The sequence below is a fragment of the Brevibacillus sp. M2.1A genome, from assembly GCF_013284355.2.
Taxonomy (GTDB): Bacteria; Bacillota; Bacilli; order Brevibacillales; family Brevibacillaceae; genus Brevibacillus.
On record NZ_JABSUY020000001.1, the window covers coordinates 1288394 to 1303726 of the forward strand.

The 15333-nt window shown below is 47.9% G+C and carries 12 protein-coding genes and 1 pseudogene; 11 read left to right on the top strand and 2 right to left on the bottom strand.

All coding sequences use genetic code 11. From position 1 onward, the window contains the following. Positions 1–133: 133 nt before the first annotated feature. The 3 genes from HP567_RS06365 to HP567_RS06375 all read left to right on the top strand — a co-directional run bounded on the left by HP567_RS06365 (position 134) and on the right by HP567_RS06375 (position 2313). The gene (locus HP567_RS06365; protein WP_173610629.1) at positions 134–1189 is read left to right on the top strand and encodes a DUF3048 domain-containing protein; all 1056 of its coding nucleotides are present in this window, start codon (positions 134–136) and stop codon (positions 1187–1189) included. A 120-nt stretch (positions 1190–1309) separates the two neighbouring features. Next, positions 1310–1600, top strand: coding sequence for a YerC/YecD family TrpR-related protein (locus HP567_RS06370; protein ID WP_007717484.1), 291 nt, complete (start codon positions 1310–1312; stop codon positions 1598–1600). Between the two features lie 17 nt (positions 1601–1617). After that, positions 1618–2313: a heptaprenylglyceryl phosphate synthase gene (locus HP567_RS06375; protein ID WP_173610628.1), complete on the top strand. Its 696-nt coding sequence runs from the start codon at positions 1618–1620 to the stop codon at positions 2311–2313. A 61-nt stretch (positions 2314–2374) separates the two neighbouring features. Here HP567_RS06375 and HP567_RS06380 read toward each other — a convergent pair whose 3' ends face one another. Together HP567_RS06380 and HP567_RS06385 are read right to left on the bottom strand one after the other, a co-directional pair. Beyond that, on the bottom strand, positions 2375–4084 hold the full coding sequence (locus HP567_RS06380) for a DUF4179 domain-containing protein (RefSeq protein WP_173610627.1): 1710 nt from the start codon (positions 4082–4084) through the stop codon (positions 2375–2377). Continuing rightward, a complete protein-coding gene (locus tag HP567_RS06385) occupies positions 4081–4638 on the bottom strand; it encodes an RNA polymerase sigma factor (protein ID WP_172141814.1) in 558 nt (185 codons plus the stop codon). The genes HP567_RS06380 and HP567_RS06385 overlap by 4 nt, the downstream gene beginning before the upstream one ends. A 501-nt stretch (positions 4639–5139) precedes the next feature. On the opposite strand from HP567_RS06385, the gene HP567_RS06390 reads away from it, so the two are divergent. The 8 genes and pseudogenes from HP567_RS06390 to HP567_RS06425 all read left to right on the top strand — a co-directional run bounded on the left by HP567_RS06390 (position 5140) and on the right by HP567_RS06425 (position 15333). Continuing rightward, on the top strand, positions 5140–6294 hold the full coding sequence (locus HP567_RS06390; RefSeq protein WP_173610626.1) for a HesA/MoeB/ThiF family protein: 1155 nt from the start codon (positions 5140–5142) through the stop codon (positions 6292–6294). A 36-nt stretch (positions 6295–6330) separates the two neighbouring features. Next, positions 6331–7569, top strand: coding sequence for a PqqD family protein (locus HP567_RS06395; protein ID WP_173610625.1), 1239 nt, complete (start codon positions 6331–6333; stop codon positions 7567–7569). An 80-nt stretch (positions 7570–7649) separates the two neighbouring features. After that, positions 7650–8135, top strand: a pseudogene (locus HP567_RS06400) (tetratricopeptide repeat protein). Between the two features lie 70 nt (positions 8136–8205). After that, the gene (locus HP567_RS06405) at positions 8206–9810 is read left to right on the top strand and encodes a response regulator (protein WP_173610624.1); all 1605 of its coding nucleotides are present in this window, start codon (positions 8206–8208) and stop codon (positions 9808–9810) included. A 3-nt stretch (positions 9811–9813) separates the two neighbouring features. Beyond that, the gene (locus HP567_RS06410; protein WP_173610623.1) at positions 9814–11577 is read left to right on the top strand and encodes a cache domain-containing sensor histidine kinase; all 1764 of its coding nucleotides are present in this window, start codon (positions 9814–9816) and stop codon (positions 11575–11577) included. Continuing rightward, positions 11574–12560 carry a substrate-binding domain-containing protein gene (locus tag HP567_RS06415; RefSeq protein WP_173610622.1) on the top strand — a complete coding sequence of 329 codons (987 nt, stop codon included), beginning with the start codon at positions 11574–11576 and terminating at the stop codon, positions 12558–12560. The genes HP567_RS06410 and HP567_RS06415 overlap by 4 nt, the downstream gene beginning before the upstream one ends. A 125-nt stretch (positions 12561–12685) precedes the next feature. After that, positions 12686–13732 carry a galactose ABC transporter substrate-binding protein gene (locus HP567_RS06420; protein ID WP_173610621.1) on the top strand — a complete coding sequence of 349 codons (1047 nt, stop codon included), beginning with the start codon at positions 12686–12688 and terminating at the stop codon, positions 13730–13732. A gap of 83 nt (positions 13733–13815) precedes the next feature. Then, complete coding sequence (locus HP567_RS06425; protein ID WP_173610620.1) at positions 13816–15333, top strand: sugar ABC transporter ATP-binding protein; 1518 nt, start codon at positions 13816–13818, stop codon at positions 15331–15333.

The following is a 15333-nucleotide window of genomic DNA, read 5'->3' on the forward strand; positions in this document are numbered from 1 at the left end:
TAGTCCGAAAAGAGATGTGTGGCATGGACGTATGAGAATCGTGGAAAACGTGTGGAAGCAGGATTCCCCTGTATCCTTCTGGAAAAAGAAACAGGGAAAAAAAGACAACGAGAGATGGAAAGGAGCGATTCATATGAAACGAACAGTCAAATCGTCTCTCATGGTACTAGCCTTCATGCTCTTAACGACAGCTTGCGGTCAAAAGCCAGTGGACACCCAGCCTAGTCCACAGATACCTGATCCGATTGTGCAAACGCCACCGGAAACGAATCAGCCCATCGAATATGCGTATAAGGCACCGATGACAGGACTTGGCAGTCACGAAAACCTGGGGAGCAAACGCCCGATCATGGTGATGATCAACAACGCTCCACCCGCACGTCCACAAACAGGCATCAACAAAGCAGACATGATTTATGAGGTATTGTCAGAAGGGGAAATGACCCGCTTTCTTGCGATATTCCAAAGCCAAAAACCGGAAATAATCGGACCTGTCCGCAGTATCCGCCCTTATTTTATCCAGATCGGGACTGGGTTTGATGCGGTCCTCGTTCACGCGGGAGGCAGTCCGGATGCGCTGGAAACCTTGGCGCGAAAAGACCTCAGTCATCTGGATGAAATCCCGAACGGTCAATACTTTTGGCGAGAAAAATTCCGCAAAGCGCCACATAACCTGTACACCAAGCCAGAGCTCCTGGAAAAAGCGATGCAGGATAAAGGGATGCGTCAAACGGCAGAGGTACCTCACTTCACGTTCTTGCCGGAGAATGCCGAGATCAAGGAAGGCGAGCCTGCTACACAGGTGGATCTGACCTTCCACTCATTGAATAAAGCTGCTTTTACATATGATGCCGAGCAAAAGAAATACATGCGCTTCACGGCAGGCAAGCCGCATTTGGACTTGAGCGACAAGAAACAGTTGTCCACGACCAATCTGTTGGTCATCTCAGCCAAACACCGCGTGCTGGATAAAGAAGGGCGTCTTTCAGTCGATGTAATCGGTCCGGGGGACGGTTATTTGTTCCAGCAAGGAAAAGCGCGCAAGATCAAATGGAAGCGAAGCAATGGAGTCATCCGTGCCTATGAGGATGCGGCTTTGACGCAAGAAGTACCGCTTTTGCCCGGGAATACTTGGGTGTCCATATTGTCGAACTCACCGGGTCTGTCGAAGTCCCTCAAGTTCCAGTAAGGATTAGGGGTTGCGGATGAAGGCGGTTTCTTCTAAGATAATTGTTGAAGCTTTAGTGCTTAAAAATTGTACAGTGAGAAACCGCTCGAAAAGACGGACTATATAACAGAGGTGACAGACATGCAATTGGAAAAATTAAAAGGAAAAGGGCTCGAGCAATTGTTTGAAGCTGTTCTTTCCCTGGAAACAATGGAAGAGTGCTATCAATTTTTTGACGATCTGTGCACAGTGAACGAAATGCAGTCGCTCGCACAGCGCCTGGAAGTGGCGAGAATGCTCCGTAAAGGCTTTACTTACAATCAAATTGAAGCAGAGACCGGCGCAAGTACGGCGACTATTTCCCGCGTCAAACGCTGTTTGAACTATGGAAATGACGGATACCAGATGGCGCTTGAGCGGATCGGAAAATAGCTAGGAGGCAGGCAACGTTGATTGACTATCGTGGCTGGCGCCATACATTTAAACTAGACCCGGATAAAACAATCGATGACGAGGCCTTGGAGGCAATATGCGAGTCCGGAACAGATGCGATCATTGTGGGCGGCACGTACGGTGTGACCTATGACAATACGCTCGAATTGATGTCGCGATTGCGTCGTTACGCAGTACCGGCTGTCTTGGAGATTTCCTCGCTGGATGCAGTTGTGCCGGGATTTGATTCGTACTTGATCCCGCTCGTATTGAACGCTGGCGATCCAGACTGGATTTTTGCTCCACATGTATCGGGGCTTCAAGCGTTTGGCGCTTATATTCATTGGGATGAGATCATTACAGAAGGATATATCATCGCTAATCCAGACGCGGGCGTAGCACAGCTGACGAAAGCACGTCCGATTGCGGATGCCTCGCAGGCCAAAGCGTACGCGCAGGTAGCGACGAACATTTGTCGTTTGCCGATTGTCTACATGGAGTACAGCGGTACATACGGCGATCCGGCAATCGTAAAGGCAGCCAAGGCAGGCGCGGGCGAAGCCCACCTCTTTTATGGCGGCGGGATTCGTAACTCGGAGCAAGCGGCTGAAATGGCTGCGATTGCTAATACGGTTGTTGTAGGGAATGTCGTTTATGATGATCTCGCTGCTGCGCTTTCTACTGTGAAGGCTGTAAAAGGAACCCAAAACTAAAAAAGACCACCACTCCCATGAGCTGTTACAGTTTCATTGGGAGGGTGGTTTTATTTTTGCGTTAGTTCTTCAGTGGAAGTGCTACGCTCCAATCCATATCTTTTGCTCCGTTCACTTGTTCCTCGATCGTAAGCGTCAACTCTTTTGGGATGACGTCCATCTCATCTACGAGTGTACCTTTCATGATAAAATTCCCTTTTTTGTCTTTTGTTGTAGAGCCTATGAAATTAAAATCGTATTCTTTGCCCTTGTCATCAGCACCCTCCCAGGAGTCTAAAAAGATCACACCCGGTGCCAAAGTTGCCTCTAGCTGTATGGTACTACGCAGCTTTTTGTGTTTTTCAGAAGTGATTGGGTTTGTTTTCGTTATCTCTTCTGAAGCAAAGTTTGAGAAGGTTAGTGTGCTTCCTTCATGCTTTATCGTTACAGGAGTGGTTTTTAGTGTCTCAATGGACAGCTTTTGCTTAAAATTCGAAGGCAGCTGATCGTAATTATCACCGACTCTAAAGGTTAGATTTTTATCCGTTGGCAAGGAATGAAAGGTGATGAAGTAAATATTTTTGTCATCGGTTGCACGAACGAAATATTCCCTGCTTACATTTTTGAAAAATGGATTCGGCTCTTCCCCAAATTCACTCACTAGGTCCAGAGTGCTCCAAGCTGCGAGTACAGCCCCCTTATCGTCCACCACTTCATAAGTTAAGGATGGGGAACTACCGCTTCCTTCCATATTCTCGATAACGAATTCAGTTTGGCCAGGTGTCACCATCACTTGCTTCAGATTAATCACTTCGCCATTGGGAGCGGTAAAATGCTCGTTAATCGTAACAATTCTCGTTTCCTTTTTAGCTTTGGAAATATCAACAGGGATGGTCACGCTCCAATTTCCGTCAACTTTGTCCAGCTTCTTGATGCGAAGCTCGATGTTTAGTTTGTCAGGAATCTTGCTGACATCTGTAAAGTATCGGCTAATCGGTCGGCTGACCATCAAGTACTCATCTTTTTCCCCGATGCTTTCCTTCTTGTTATATTTAAGATGGTACTTATCAATTGTATCAAGAACGTTTCCCTCTTCGTCTGTGATTTTTATTTCATAGGTTTCGTTCAGTTTATCTTCATCCCCCACTGGCAAATTCCGGAACAACTTTTCAAGCTGCTTGCCATTCTTATCCTTGAAGCCGAAAATAATTCGGACATCCCTCGTATCTGCCATAACTTCTTTTACTTCCAGCGTCATTCCGTTGTCGACGGCTTTCAAATCAAGCTTCTTGTTATATCCTCTTTCAAGTCCACGCTGGATGAGGGCGTCCTCGGACGCTTCTGCTGAAAACAAGCTACTCTCTGTCTGCTGCGGATCTGATTTTATGGTAGAGGCATACAAGTTATTTACATAAGTCGCAAAGGATGGTGAAGTCAGTGTTCCAAAATAGACGACTGCTGCCATTCCTGCGACGGCGATGGTTGCTTTTTTCACGATATCCAGACTCCTTTTCTTCCAATCAATTTTCTTCTGTATGTTTTGTCTCTCTGAGCGTTTCAGAACGTGTATAGGGTAAGGGGGCAGATTCGCCATAATGGCATGGATGACAGCATGGGATGGCTCATCTGTTGCTAGCGATTCCTCTGGATCTTCCAGCTCGTTCAGCTCATACTTCAACTTCAATTGACAATGAGGGCACTCTTCCAAATGGGCTGCTATGACCTCGGCTTCCTCTGGTTCAAGAAGATCGTATAGATACAAAGCAATTTGTCCTTTATCTAAGCATTTCATAGATGAAAGTCCCCCCCTTGCCCTGCATGCCCAATGGCTTCCCTTAGTTTGTCCTTTCCACGAGACAGGCGCGTCCGCACAGTACTCGACGGAATCGACAGTCGATGACTGATTTCTTCACAACTCAATGATTCGAAGTAGCGCATTTCGAGGACGATCCGATACTTTTCTTCGACGGACATCATCCTTTGACGCAACAAGCGCTGCCCCTCCTTATTCAAAAAGGCAACCTCCGGCGTGTGGCTATCCACTGGCTCTATCTCTTCATTCGAGCTGAGTGTAAGCTTGCGTTTACGTTTACGCAGCTCGTCCAGACAGTGGTTGGCCGCAATCCGGTACAACCATGCAGAAAAATCGTAGTTTGTCTTATATTCTGGTAAATGGTAGTACGTCTTAATGAAAATTTCCTGCACGATATCTTGTGCATCCGGTGTATGTCCCAGCATTTTACGAAGTATGGAACTTACTTTTCCGTGGTATCTGGCAATGATCTCGGAGTAAGCGTCTTTGTTTCCTTGCAAGACCCGTCCGATGATCACTCGATCTTCCTCCATTTGTGCTCCTCCTAAGCAAAAAAGGCTCGCTGCGCAGCTTTTCCTTTTTTGATCAAACAAAAGTGATCTTGGTTAAATTTTCTTATTACATCCTAGTACTACGAATCCCAAAATGAAAGTGTCCCAAAATAAGGGGTATTTTCCAAAAAAGAATAGAGAATTCTTTCCTGAAAGAAGGAATTTTAGGATTTTTAATAGAAAATGGAAGGAAAATACTATTGCTTACGAAATAAATAGTAGAATATTACCAAAATATATAATTTTTTGCTAATATTTGTAGATTTATGTAAATTCATGAAATATAATGAAGTTGTCTTAATTTTCAATCATAGAGAGGAGGAACTATCCATGAAAATCCAAGCGAAAAAAGTTGAAAGCGTTCGCACTACTGCAGTAGCAGCTTAATTCTCTTAAGAAGAGGGGGGAATAGCACACGAGCTATTCCCTTTTTTCATCTAAAACAGCCGGGTTAGCGAACCCCACTATTGGGAGGTGTTTTGTATGGAACGTCGTCCTTTATTTAAACCAGTGCATCCCGTTTATGAAGTAACAGAGCAGATGATCCGCTTGGGAGAGGCTCCTGGCTATACATTCGAATTGGAAGACGAGAATGGGTCCATCCGCAAGATGATCAAACTGATGGATGGCACTCGTACTATCGGTGAAATACATACATTGTTGGTTGTCGATTACCCCGAAATTACGTATGAAGAAATAGTGGAAGCAGTGGAATCACTGAGTGGCTTGGGCTTTCTGATGGATCAGGCAAAAGAAGAGGCTTCCGTCCTTACTTCGGAACAAAAGGAAAGGTATAAAGCGAATATCCGCTACTTTTCCTTGTTTACCGATCTCAATCAAAGTCCAAGTGAGCTACAGGAACTGCTCAGTAGAAAAAAAGTGACGATCTTAGGGATGGGTGCCTTTGGCTCTACGCTACTGGTCAATCTGGTAGGCGCGGGAATCCAGCATATCAAGCTCGTGGATTTTGATAGAGTAGAGCTCAGCAATTTGAACAGGCAGATGGTCTTTAACGAAAATGATCTTGGTCGCTTGAAGGTAGAAGCGGCACGTGATTTCATCGGAAGGCTTCATTCTGAGGTAACGATTGAAACGGAGACGATGCAAATCACGTCCAGCGAAGACGTAGAGCGGGTTATTGCCGGTAGTGACCTCGTGATGCTCGCAGCCGATCAGCCCTTTTTCTTTTTGCAGAGATGGGTGAATCATGCCTGCACCAAGCTGCAAATCCCGTTTATTGCCGGGGGATTCAACCTCATCGAAGGTCAGTTCTTCATGGTAGAACCGGGCAAGACAGGCTGTATCGACTGCATGCATTTGCATCGTTCTGCGCAGATCGAGGACTATCCGCAGTTGATTCAAAGGCTGCTCGATACCAACTTTATTTTGCCTACCGCTACCATTGCACCCAACACCATGATGATTACAGGAATGATGGCTTCCGATGCAATCAGGTATTTGACAGGAATCGCTCCGGTACAATCAGCGGGCAAATTTATCATTTTCGACTTCAACACGTTGGAGAAGAGCGTGTTTTTTGAGTGGGAGCGAAATGAAGCCGATTGTCCGACTTGTGGAAGCGGCAGCGGAATGGAGCCGATTTTTCACATCAAGAGAAATGAAGTGCTCGCAAAGTAAGGAATCGTTCCTGTAAGAGAGGAAGGTGTCTGTCAATTGAATATCTCCGGAGATAGCATTCTCAAGATGCACCCGCTTGCGCGTCGGGCGGAAAACGAGGAAGAGATCCTCATTGGACGAACGGATATCAGCAATTTTATTGTGCTTCCGGCCATTGGTGTCGAGATTATCGATATGCTGGATGAAGGGAAGAGCATCAATGAAGTCGCGACGATCATGGAAGAACAGTTGGGCGAACCGGTGGATGTGCTTGACTTTGCGCAGGATTTAATCGCTTCCTATCAATTTGTCTACATGGCAGATGGAGAGGTTGTCAACGAGCCAGTACCGGTAGTGGATCATTTCTCCTGGATCAAGCAAGGGACGGGTCAGTTTTTCTTTAATCGTGTTGCCTTTGGATTATACGGTATCTTATTTTTCACGGGTCTTTTCATTTGTTTGTTTACGGGCAAGTATATCCCCGTCTATTCCGATATTTTTGTTTCTTCTTCCGTGACGGTTTCGGTAGTGGTTTCTTTCGTGGCCACATGGGTTTTTCTGTTTTTCCATGAGATGGCTCACTTGATGGCGGCCCGATCATTGGGGATCGGCAGTCGTATCGGTCTGGGGCATCGACTTGTTTTTGCTGTAGCAGAGACGAATATGTCCAATATTGTTCTCGTTGAGCCACAGCGCAGATACAGGGCGTTTTTGGCGGGGATGTCCTGGGATGCGATGTTTATGGGTATCGGTGTGATTTTGTTGTTTGCCAATGATCAAGGCTGGCTGACGCTTGTGCCCTTCATGGAAGCATTCATTCGCATGCTGAATGTCATTCTTCTCATGGCTTTGGCCTTTCAGTTTATGGTTTTCATGCAGACCGACTTGTACTACGTGTTGGCAACCAAGTTCCAATGCTCCAATTTGATGGTGAATACACGTATGTTTTTGAAAGGGAAATTCCGTTCCTTGACACAGGATGAGCAGGAGGAATGGGAGTACGTAGCTGACCATGAGAAAAGGGTCATCCGTTGGTATAGCTGGGTCTACTTGATTGGATCGGTGTGGGGCATCTGGTTTTTTGTCCAGTATCAGCTGCGCATGGCGGTTGATTTCATTTGGATCATCGCCGACGACATGAAAAACGCTCCGCTTCACTCGTGGGAGTTTTGGGACGGCATCCTGTTGATCCTGTTGGTTCTGGTTCCGTTTCTCATTTTGGTCTGGTCATGGATGAGAGCGTACCGACAACGGAGAAGCGAAAGAGAGCGGACAAAATCCTTGCAGGGCGCATAACTAATTTGTGTCTTCACCTTGCCAAGCTGCCCTGTTACGCTAAGGGGGAAGAGAGATACCCAGGCAAAGGAAGTGCTCACATGAACCCGATGATCCAAACTATCATTCATCTGCGAAAGGAAGGGCATCTGGACGAAGCAATCCAGCTTGCCCTTCAGCTCGTTAACCAATCTCCGACTGATCCTGTCGCCCATTATCAGTGTGCGTGGTGACACGATGCAGCCGGATTGGAGAAGGAAGCCGTTCCCTTTTACGAAAAAGCGATTGAGCTCGGACTGTCTGTCGAAGACGACCTGCAAGGGGCATTACTTGGTTTGGGCAGTACGTATCGCACACTGGGACAATACGAGCAGGCAGCAGCTACGCTTGAAAAGGGGATGCAACAGTTCCCCTGCGACCGTTCCTTTCCGATTTTTCTTTCCATGGCGTATTACAATCTAGGGAAGCATCACGAAGCCATGAATCTCCTCCTGAAAAACCTCGCAGAAACCTCAAGCGATCCTACGATTTTGGCCTATCAAAAAGCGATTCTGTTCTATGCAGATGATCTGAATAAGACTTGGTAGCGCCATACTAATTCCATTTGCAGGAAAACAATCGCCTCCCGTTGTACAAGTACAACAGCGGGAGGTGCCTATGTATAAGCTGATATTGGTAGATGACGAAGAAGATGTAAGGGAAGGGGTTAGCCAAGAAATTGACTGGCATAGCCACGGATACGAGGTGGTTGCCAAAGCAGAAAACGGCAGAGAGGCATTGGAACTGGTAGAGAGGCTGCGACCGGACGTCGTCGTAACCGACATCAAGATGCCCTTTATGAACGGACTTCAGCTGGCGGAGTCCATCGGGCGCGATTACCCTGCCATTCGCATCATTATCTTGACTGGGTTTGATGAGTTCGAGTACGCGCAAAAGGCCGTGAAGCTGCAAATTGATGAATATGTGCTCAAGCCGTTTTCAGCGAGCGAACTGATGGAAGCGCTGGACAAGGTCAAGCGACGGATGGACGAAGAGGCGGCCCATCGGGAAAACGTTCAGTTGCTGCGCGATAGCTATCGAAAAAGCTTGCCGGTGTTGCGGGAAGTTTTTTTATCATCTTTGCTGAGTCGTCAACTCGTACAGCACGATGTTTTTTCAAAAGCATGCGAATACGGGATAGAGCTCAGGAGTCCCGAATACCTCGTGGCGGTCATTTGTATAGACCAGCCCAAGCGGGAGGAGCAGCAGCTGTTTCTTTTCGCTGTGAAAAATATTGCAGAAGAGCAGCTGAACGCAGGCAAACAGGCGGGCATCGTTTTTCTCCATGAAGATCAGGTAGTGCTGCTCATGCGAACAAAAGCAGACGACACGCAGCGAATGGAAGTGCGAACACAAAATATCGCAGAAGAAATCAGGCGAACGATTGAAAAATATATGAGCATCACGGTAACAATCGGAATCGGCAACGTCGTGACTGATGCAGCGGCACTCCCTTACTCGTATGAGAACGCTATGCAGGCACTCGATTACAAAAGCATCCTCGGCTGCAACAGGATGATTGTGATCAATGACGTGGAAAAGCAAGCGAGTGAGCAGATACGCCTCGATGAGAGAAGGGAGCATGAATTGGTTCGGTGCATCAAAATGGGGACGAGTACGGAGCTTCGGACCGTGATTGATGAATTGTTTGCTCAAGTGGCGGGTGTACCCGTATCCATTGAGGACTACCGAATTTATTTGTTGGAGATTATGACGACCATTTTGAAGACTGCCCATCGTGCCGAAGTTGACATGGATCAACTGTTTGGAGGCCAACGTTATCTGTTGCAGGTTATGACGACCTTTACCGGTATGGAGGATGCCCGAGAACAGATAACAGATATTTGTGAGCGCCTCATGGCGAATATCGCAAGCGGACGGCAAACGACATACAGGCGATTGATCACGCAGGCATTGGATTTCACCCACGCACATTACCATTCTCCCGACATATCCATCCATAAGGTGTGCGAGCATCTGCACATCAGCCTCGGTTATTTTAGCGGTATTTTCAAGAAAGAGACGAAAACCACCTTTGTGTCCTATCTCTTGTCGTTGCGCATGGAAAAGGCCAAGGAGCTTTTGCGGACAACCGATTTGAAGTCCTTTGAAATCGCGGAGAAAGTAGGATATACCGATCCCAATTATTTTAGTTTCAGTTTTCGCAAGTATACAGGTATGTCTGCTAAAGAGTACCGAAGTCAGAGCGAGCAGGAAGGTTAACCCATGAAAAGATTGCTCACGGTGATCAAGGTCAAAGGCATTCAATTTATCATTACCACTTCCTTTACACTCGTGACGGTACTCGTCATGCTGTTTGTCGGGGTGATGCTGTACGGAAAATTTGCGCAGACGGCAGAACAAAACGCCTATTTGCACACTCAGCAAATCCTGGAGCAGGTGAAATACAATCTGGACAGCTATTTGAACGGGATGACGCAAATTTTCGAACTCGTCGATGACAAGATCAGAAGAAGCAAGGGGCTCACGGCATACAAGCTGAGCGAACAGCTTGAGACCATAGTAGAAACGAGAAAGGATATCGTCTCTATCGCGGTTTTTACACGAGACGGAACGCTATTGGCTACAACTCCTTCCAAGGTACTGAGGAAAAACACGCGTTTGACCGAACAAAGCTGGTTCCAAAAGGCGATCGAGGACCCGACGAACCTGAACTTTTCGCTCCCGCATATCCAGAACTTGTTTAAAGAGGAGTACACCTGGGTTGTCTCAATGAGTCGGGAAATTCTTCTCCACGGACCTGATGGAGAAATACCTGCCGTACTTTTAGTCGATGTGAATTTCAAGGAGATCGATGACCTGTGCCAGAGGGTGGGCTTGGGGAAAAAGGGGTATGTCTACATCATCGATTTGGTCGGGAACATCGTCTACCATCCGCAGCAGCAGTTGATTTACGCCGGATTGAAAAATGAAAACCGTTCTTTGCCGCTGAAGCATTCTTACGGCAGCTATGTAGAAGAGACACCCGACGAAACGCGCTTGATCACCATCAAGACGATCGATCAGCTAGGCTGGAAAATCATTGGGGTCTCCTACATGGACGAGATTGTCACGACCAAAAAAGAAATCAGCCGCTTCATTTTTTGGCTGCTCATCTTTGTGATTGTCATTGTGTTGCTCGTGCTGCACTATCTCTCTGCGAAAATATCACGACCGATCAAGCTGCTGGAGCAATCCATGGAAAAGGTGGAGCAGGGAGACTTTTCAGAGAGTGAACCGATCCGGGGAAGCCATGAGGTCGAACAGCTTTCCTTGCGTTTTCATCTGATGGTCGCGAAGGTCAGGGAATTGATGCACCAGATCATTCGGGAACAGGAAGCCAAACGAAAAAGCGAGCTGGAGGTGCTACAGGCACAGATCAATCCGCATTTTCTGTACAACACGTTGAACTCTGTGGTCAGAATGGTCGGCAACGGAAAAAACGAGGATGTCATCACCACGATCACTTCGTTGTCAAAGCTGTTTCGGATTAGCCTGAGCAGAGGCAAGAACATTATCACGGTGCGCGAAGAGCTTGAGCATGTGCGTCATTATCTCATTATTCAAAAAATGAGGTACAAGCAAAAGTTTGAGTACGAGATCGTGGTCGAGGATGAGGATGAGGTACTCAACTGTCTGACCCTGAAATTACTGCTCCAGCCGATTGTGGAAAACGCTATCTACCACGGGATTGAGCATTTGGCTGATCCGGGCCGGATTCGCATATTTGCAGCTCTCATCGACGGTAAGGTGTTACTTCAGGTAAGCGACGATGGTTTGGGTATGTCCCCTGATGTCCTTGCCCAAGTAAAAGCTGGCTTTTACAAAAGCGAAGAAGGCTCGGGGGTTGGAATTCAAAACGTGCAAGAGCGCATACGCTTGACCTTCGGTGAACAGTACGGTTTGGAAATCGAGAGCGAACAGGAAGAGGGGACCGTTGTGTCTGTATGGATTCCGCGTCAGGTTGCAGAGGGGCGAGATCGTTTATGAGGACAGCAGTGGTGAAACGATTGAGCGTATACGGACTGGTCGTTTTGGCAGCGGTGACGCTTTTTTACTCGTGTAGTGCCCCGCTAACGAATGGGGAAGTAGACAAGAAAAAGACAGTGGCGTTGATCGTCCGTATGAAGCATGGCGATTATTGGCGAACGGTCAAGCTCGGGGCGGAGATGGCTGCCAAGGAATATGAGCGCAACCTGAATTTCTACGCGCCGGACTACGAGGAGGATGCCCAGAGGCAATTGGAGCTGGTGCAGCAGGCAATCGCAGATGGCTCCGAGACAATCGTGGTGGCACCTAGCGACGAGCAAGTTTTGCGTAAAGCCATCAAGCTGACAAGGGAGCGGGCCATCCCGATCCTTGTGCTCGACACAGTTGGAAAAGATTCAGCAGTGAAAAGCTACATTGGGACGGATAATCACGACATGGGCATGAAGGCATTCGAAAAAATGGTGTTCTTGATTGAAAAGAAAGGACAAATCGCATTGCTCGGCACAGATAGATCAAAGGCAAATGCCAAGCAAAGAGAACAGGGCGTCCTCGACTTGCTCCCACGGGAAATAGAGATTGAATTGGTTGCCAACGAAAATGTTCCCTCAGATAAAAAGCAGATCAGTGAGTGGACGCGCGAACTGATCCGCAAGCATCCGCAGTTGAAGGGAGTGATTGCACTCGATGCCAGTACAGCGATCGGTGTGGCCGAGGAAATGGAAAACAGTGGACTGCGGGACAAAGTCAAAATCGTAGCAATCGACAGTCCGCCGGAAGTGCTCGAGTATTTGCAGGAAGGAATTATTTCCGCGACGATCATCCAGAAGCCGCTATCGATGGGATATCTCGGCGTCAAGTACGCAGTCGAAGCGAGCAACGGAGAAGCAGTGCCCAGTCTGGTCGACACCGGAACAAAAGTAATCGATCGGGAGAATATGTTCTGGTCGGAGAATCAAAAGCTCCTCTTCCCCTTCGTTAAATAGGCCACCGAAAAACAGATGAGAATTTTGATAAAAATGCGCAGGATTTTCGATGGAACACATTCAGGAAAACGCTTACATTTGGTATATATCAGATGTAAACATAGGGGATAAAGGGGGATTATCGAATGAGAAAGCTGATTGCCACTACAATGGTAGCCGTTGTTACACTCTCAGTGGTTGGATGCTCACAATCGGAAGGTTCGCAGCCGGCAGCGTCGGGGGGAGGGACGGCTCCTGCGGGGAATCCCAAAGTCGGAGTCGCGATCTACAAGTTCGATGATACGTTCATGACAGGAGTACGCAATGCGATTTCGAAAGCCGCAGAGGGCAAAGCGGAAGTGGACATTGTTGACAGCCAGAATGCCCAGCCTACGCAAAATGACAAAGTGGATTTGTTCATTAACAAAAAGGTAAATGCCCTCGCCATCAATCCGGTGGATCGCACAGCTGCTGGCGTCCTTATCGACAAAGCGAAGCAAGCCAATATTCCTGTCGTCTTCTTCAACCGTGAGCCGATGCCAGAGGATATGCAGAAGTGGGATAAGGTCTACTACGTGGGAGCGAAAGCGGAGGAATCCGGCACGATCTCTGGGCAGCTGATCGTCGATTACTGGAAGGCCAATCCGGAAGCAGATAAAAACAAGGATGGTGTCCTCCAATACGTCATGTTAAAAGGCGAGCCAGGGCATCAGGATGCTGAGCTGCGGACGAAGTTTTCGGTGAAGGCAATTGAAGATGCGGGGATTAAAGTAGAGAAGGTCGCGGAAGATACGGCCATGTGGGATCGCGTAAAAGGACAGGAAAAGATGGCAGCCTTCCTCGCAGCTTCCGGTGACAAGATCGAAGCTGTTCTTGCCAACAACGACGATATGGCACTGGGGGCAATCGAAGCGCTGAAGGCATCCGGCTATTTTGCGAATGGCAAGTACATGCCCGTTGTTGGCGTGGATGCCACAGCGCCCGCTCTAAAGGAGCTCGAGGCGGGTACCTTGCTCGGAACGGTCCTCAACGATGCGAATAACCAAGGAAGAGCCACTCTTAGCATCGCAGCGTCTTTGGCGAAGGGTGAAACGCCTACGAAAGACTCCACAGGCTTTGACATTACGGACGGCAAGTACGTGTGGGTGCCCTACAAAAAAATCACCAAGGAGAACATGAACGAGGCGAAATAAAAAGCAGGAGAGTCGGTGAAGAGACGAATCCGACTCTCCTGTTTCGGTGATGGGGATGATTTTGCAAGAAGGAGGGCATTCACATGGGCCAGCAGGGGTTTTTGTTGGAAATGAACCACATTCATAAAGAATTTCCAGGGGTCAAGGCACTCGATGATGTCACGCTAAAAGTCCGTCCCGGAACAGTCCATGCACTGATGGGAGAGAATGGAGCGGGCAAATCGACCCTGATGAAGTGTCTCTTCGGAATTTATCGGCCAGATGCGGGAGAAATCGTCTTAAACCAGGAGCAGGTGACGATGAGCAGCTCAAAGGACGCCCTGGCACATGGCATCTCCATGATTCATCAAGAGCTGCATCCGGTGCCCTTTCGCAATGTCATGGAAAACATATGGCTGGGACGTTTTCCGGTCAAAAGAATCGGTCCTTTTCCGTTCGTGGATGAGAAAAAAATGCTTTCAAATACGGAGAAGCTGTTTGCTGATTTGGGAATGGACCTAAATCCGCACGCTGTTGTCCGTGACTTGTCTGTATCCAAGGTACAGTCGCTTGAAATTGCCAAAGCTGTCTCCTACCAATCCAAAGTGATTATTATGGACGAGCCGACGTCTTCACTGACAGGAAACGAGGTGGAGCAGCTATTTGCGATCATCCGCGAACTGAAGAGCAGAGGCGTCGCCATCATCTATATTTCACACAAGATGGAAGAAATTTTACGGATCGCGGATGACGTGACGATTATGCGTGATGGCAAGCTCATTGGAACATGGCGGGCAGTCGAGCTGACGACAGACCTGATCATCTCCAAGATGGTCGGACGGGACCTGACTCAGCGTTTCCCAAGTCGATCCAATACACCAGGAGAACCCATTTTGAAGGTAGAGGGACTGACCTCCCCATTTTCGCAGTCCTTTCAGCATGTGTCGTTTGAATTGCGCAAAGGCGAAATTTTGGGCATAGGCGGACTCGTGGGCGCACAACGAACAGAGCTGATTGAGGCATTGTTTGGATTGCGGGCAGTGTCAGCAGGAAAAGTGTCGATCAACGGTCAGGAGGTACGGATCAAATCACCGAAGGATGCGAAAAAGTACAAAATGGCGCTCTTGACGGAGGAGCGGAGAGTCACCGGCATCATTCCTGTCTTATCGATTCTGGAAAATACGGTCATTGCGAATTTGGCCAGTTATCAAACACCTTTTCTGCTCCTCAATGAGCGCAAGCGAAGAGCAGATGTCAGCCGAAGCATCGAGATGCTCCGCGTCAAGACTCCTTCGATGAAAGCACTGATCAAAAACCTGTCAGGAGGCAATCAGCAAAAGGTTCTCTTGGCGCGGTGGCTTTTGACTGATCCGGTTATTTTATTGCTGGACGAACCTACGCGTGGAGTCGATGTCGGCGCCAAATACGAAATCTACGCCATCATCGCGGAGCTGGCGAGCCAGGGAAAAGGCATCATCATGATTTCCTCGGAAATGCCGGAGTTGCTTGGCATGTCAGATCGGATCATGGTTATGTGCGAGGGTAAGCTCTCCGGTTTTTTGTCAGGTACAGCGGCAACGGAAGAAGAAATTATGCGGCTGGCTACCAAGCATCTTGCATGA

Bases quoted from the DNA above. Each gene is read 5' to 3' on its own strand.
- HP567_RS06365 (WP_173610629.1), top strand. From the start codon at position 134: ATGAAACGAACAGTCAAATCGTCTCTCATGGTACTAGCCTTCATGCTC.
- HP567_RS06370 (WP_007717484.1), top strand. From the start codon at position 1,310: ATGCAATTGGAAAAATTAAAAGGAAAAGGGCTCGAGCAATTGTTTGAA.
- HP567_RS06380 (WP_173610627.1), bottom strand. From the start codon at position 4,084: ATGAAATGCTTAGATAAAGGACAAATTGCTTTGTATCTATACGATCTT.
- HP567_RS06385 (WP_172141814.1), bottom strand. From the start codon at position 4,638: ATGGAGGAAGATCGAGTGATCATCGGACGGGTCTTGCAAGGAAACAAA.
- HP567_RS06390 (WP_173610626.1), top strand. From the start codon at position 5,140: ATGGAACGTCGTCCTTTATTTAAACCAGTGCATCCCGTTTATGAAGTA.
- HP567_RS06405 (WP_173610624.1), top strand. From the start codon at position 8,206: ATGTATAAGCTGATATTGGTAGATGACGAAGAAGATGTAAGGGAAGGG.
- HP567_RS06410 (WP_173610623.1), top strand. From the start codon at position 9,814: ATGAAAAGATTGCTCACGGTGATCAAGGTCAAAGGCATTCAATTTATC.
- HP567_RS06415 (WP_173610622.1), top strand. From the start codon at position 11,574: ATGAGGACAGCAGTGGTGAAACGATTGAGCGTATACGGACTGGTCGTT.
- HP567_RS06420 (WP_173610621.1), top strand. From the start codon at position 12,686: ATGAGAAAGCTGATTGCCACTACAATGGTAGCCGTTGTTACACTCTCA.
- HP567_RS06425 (WP_173610620.1), top strand. From the start codon at position 13,816: ATGGGCCAGCAGGGGTTTTTGTTGGAAATGAACCACATTCATAAAGAA.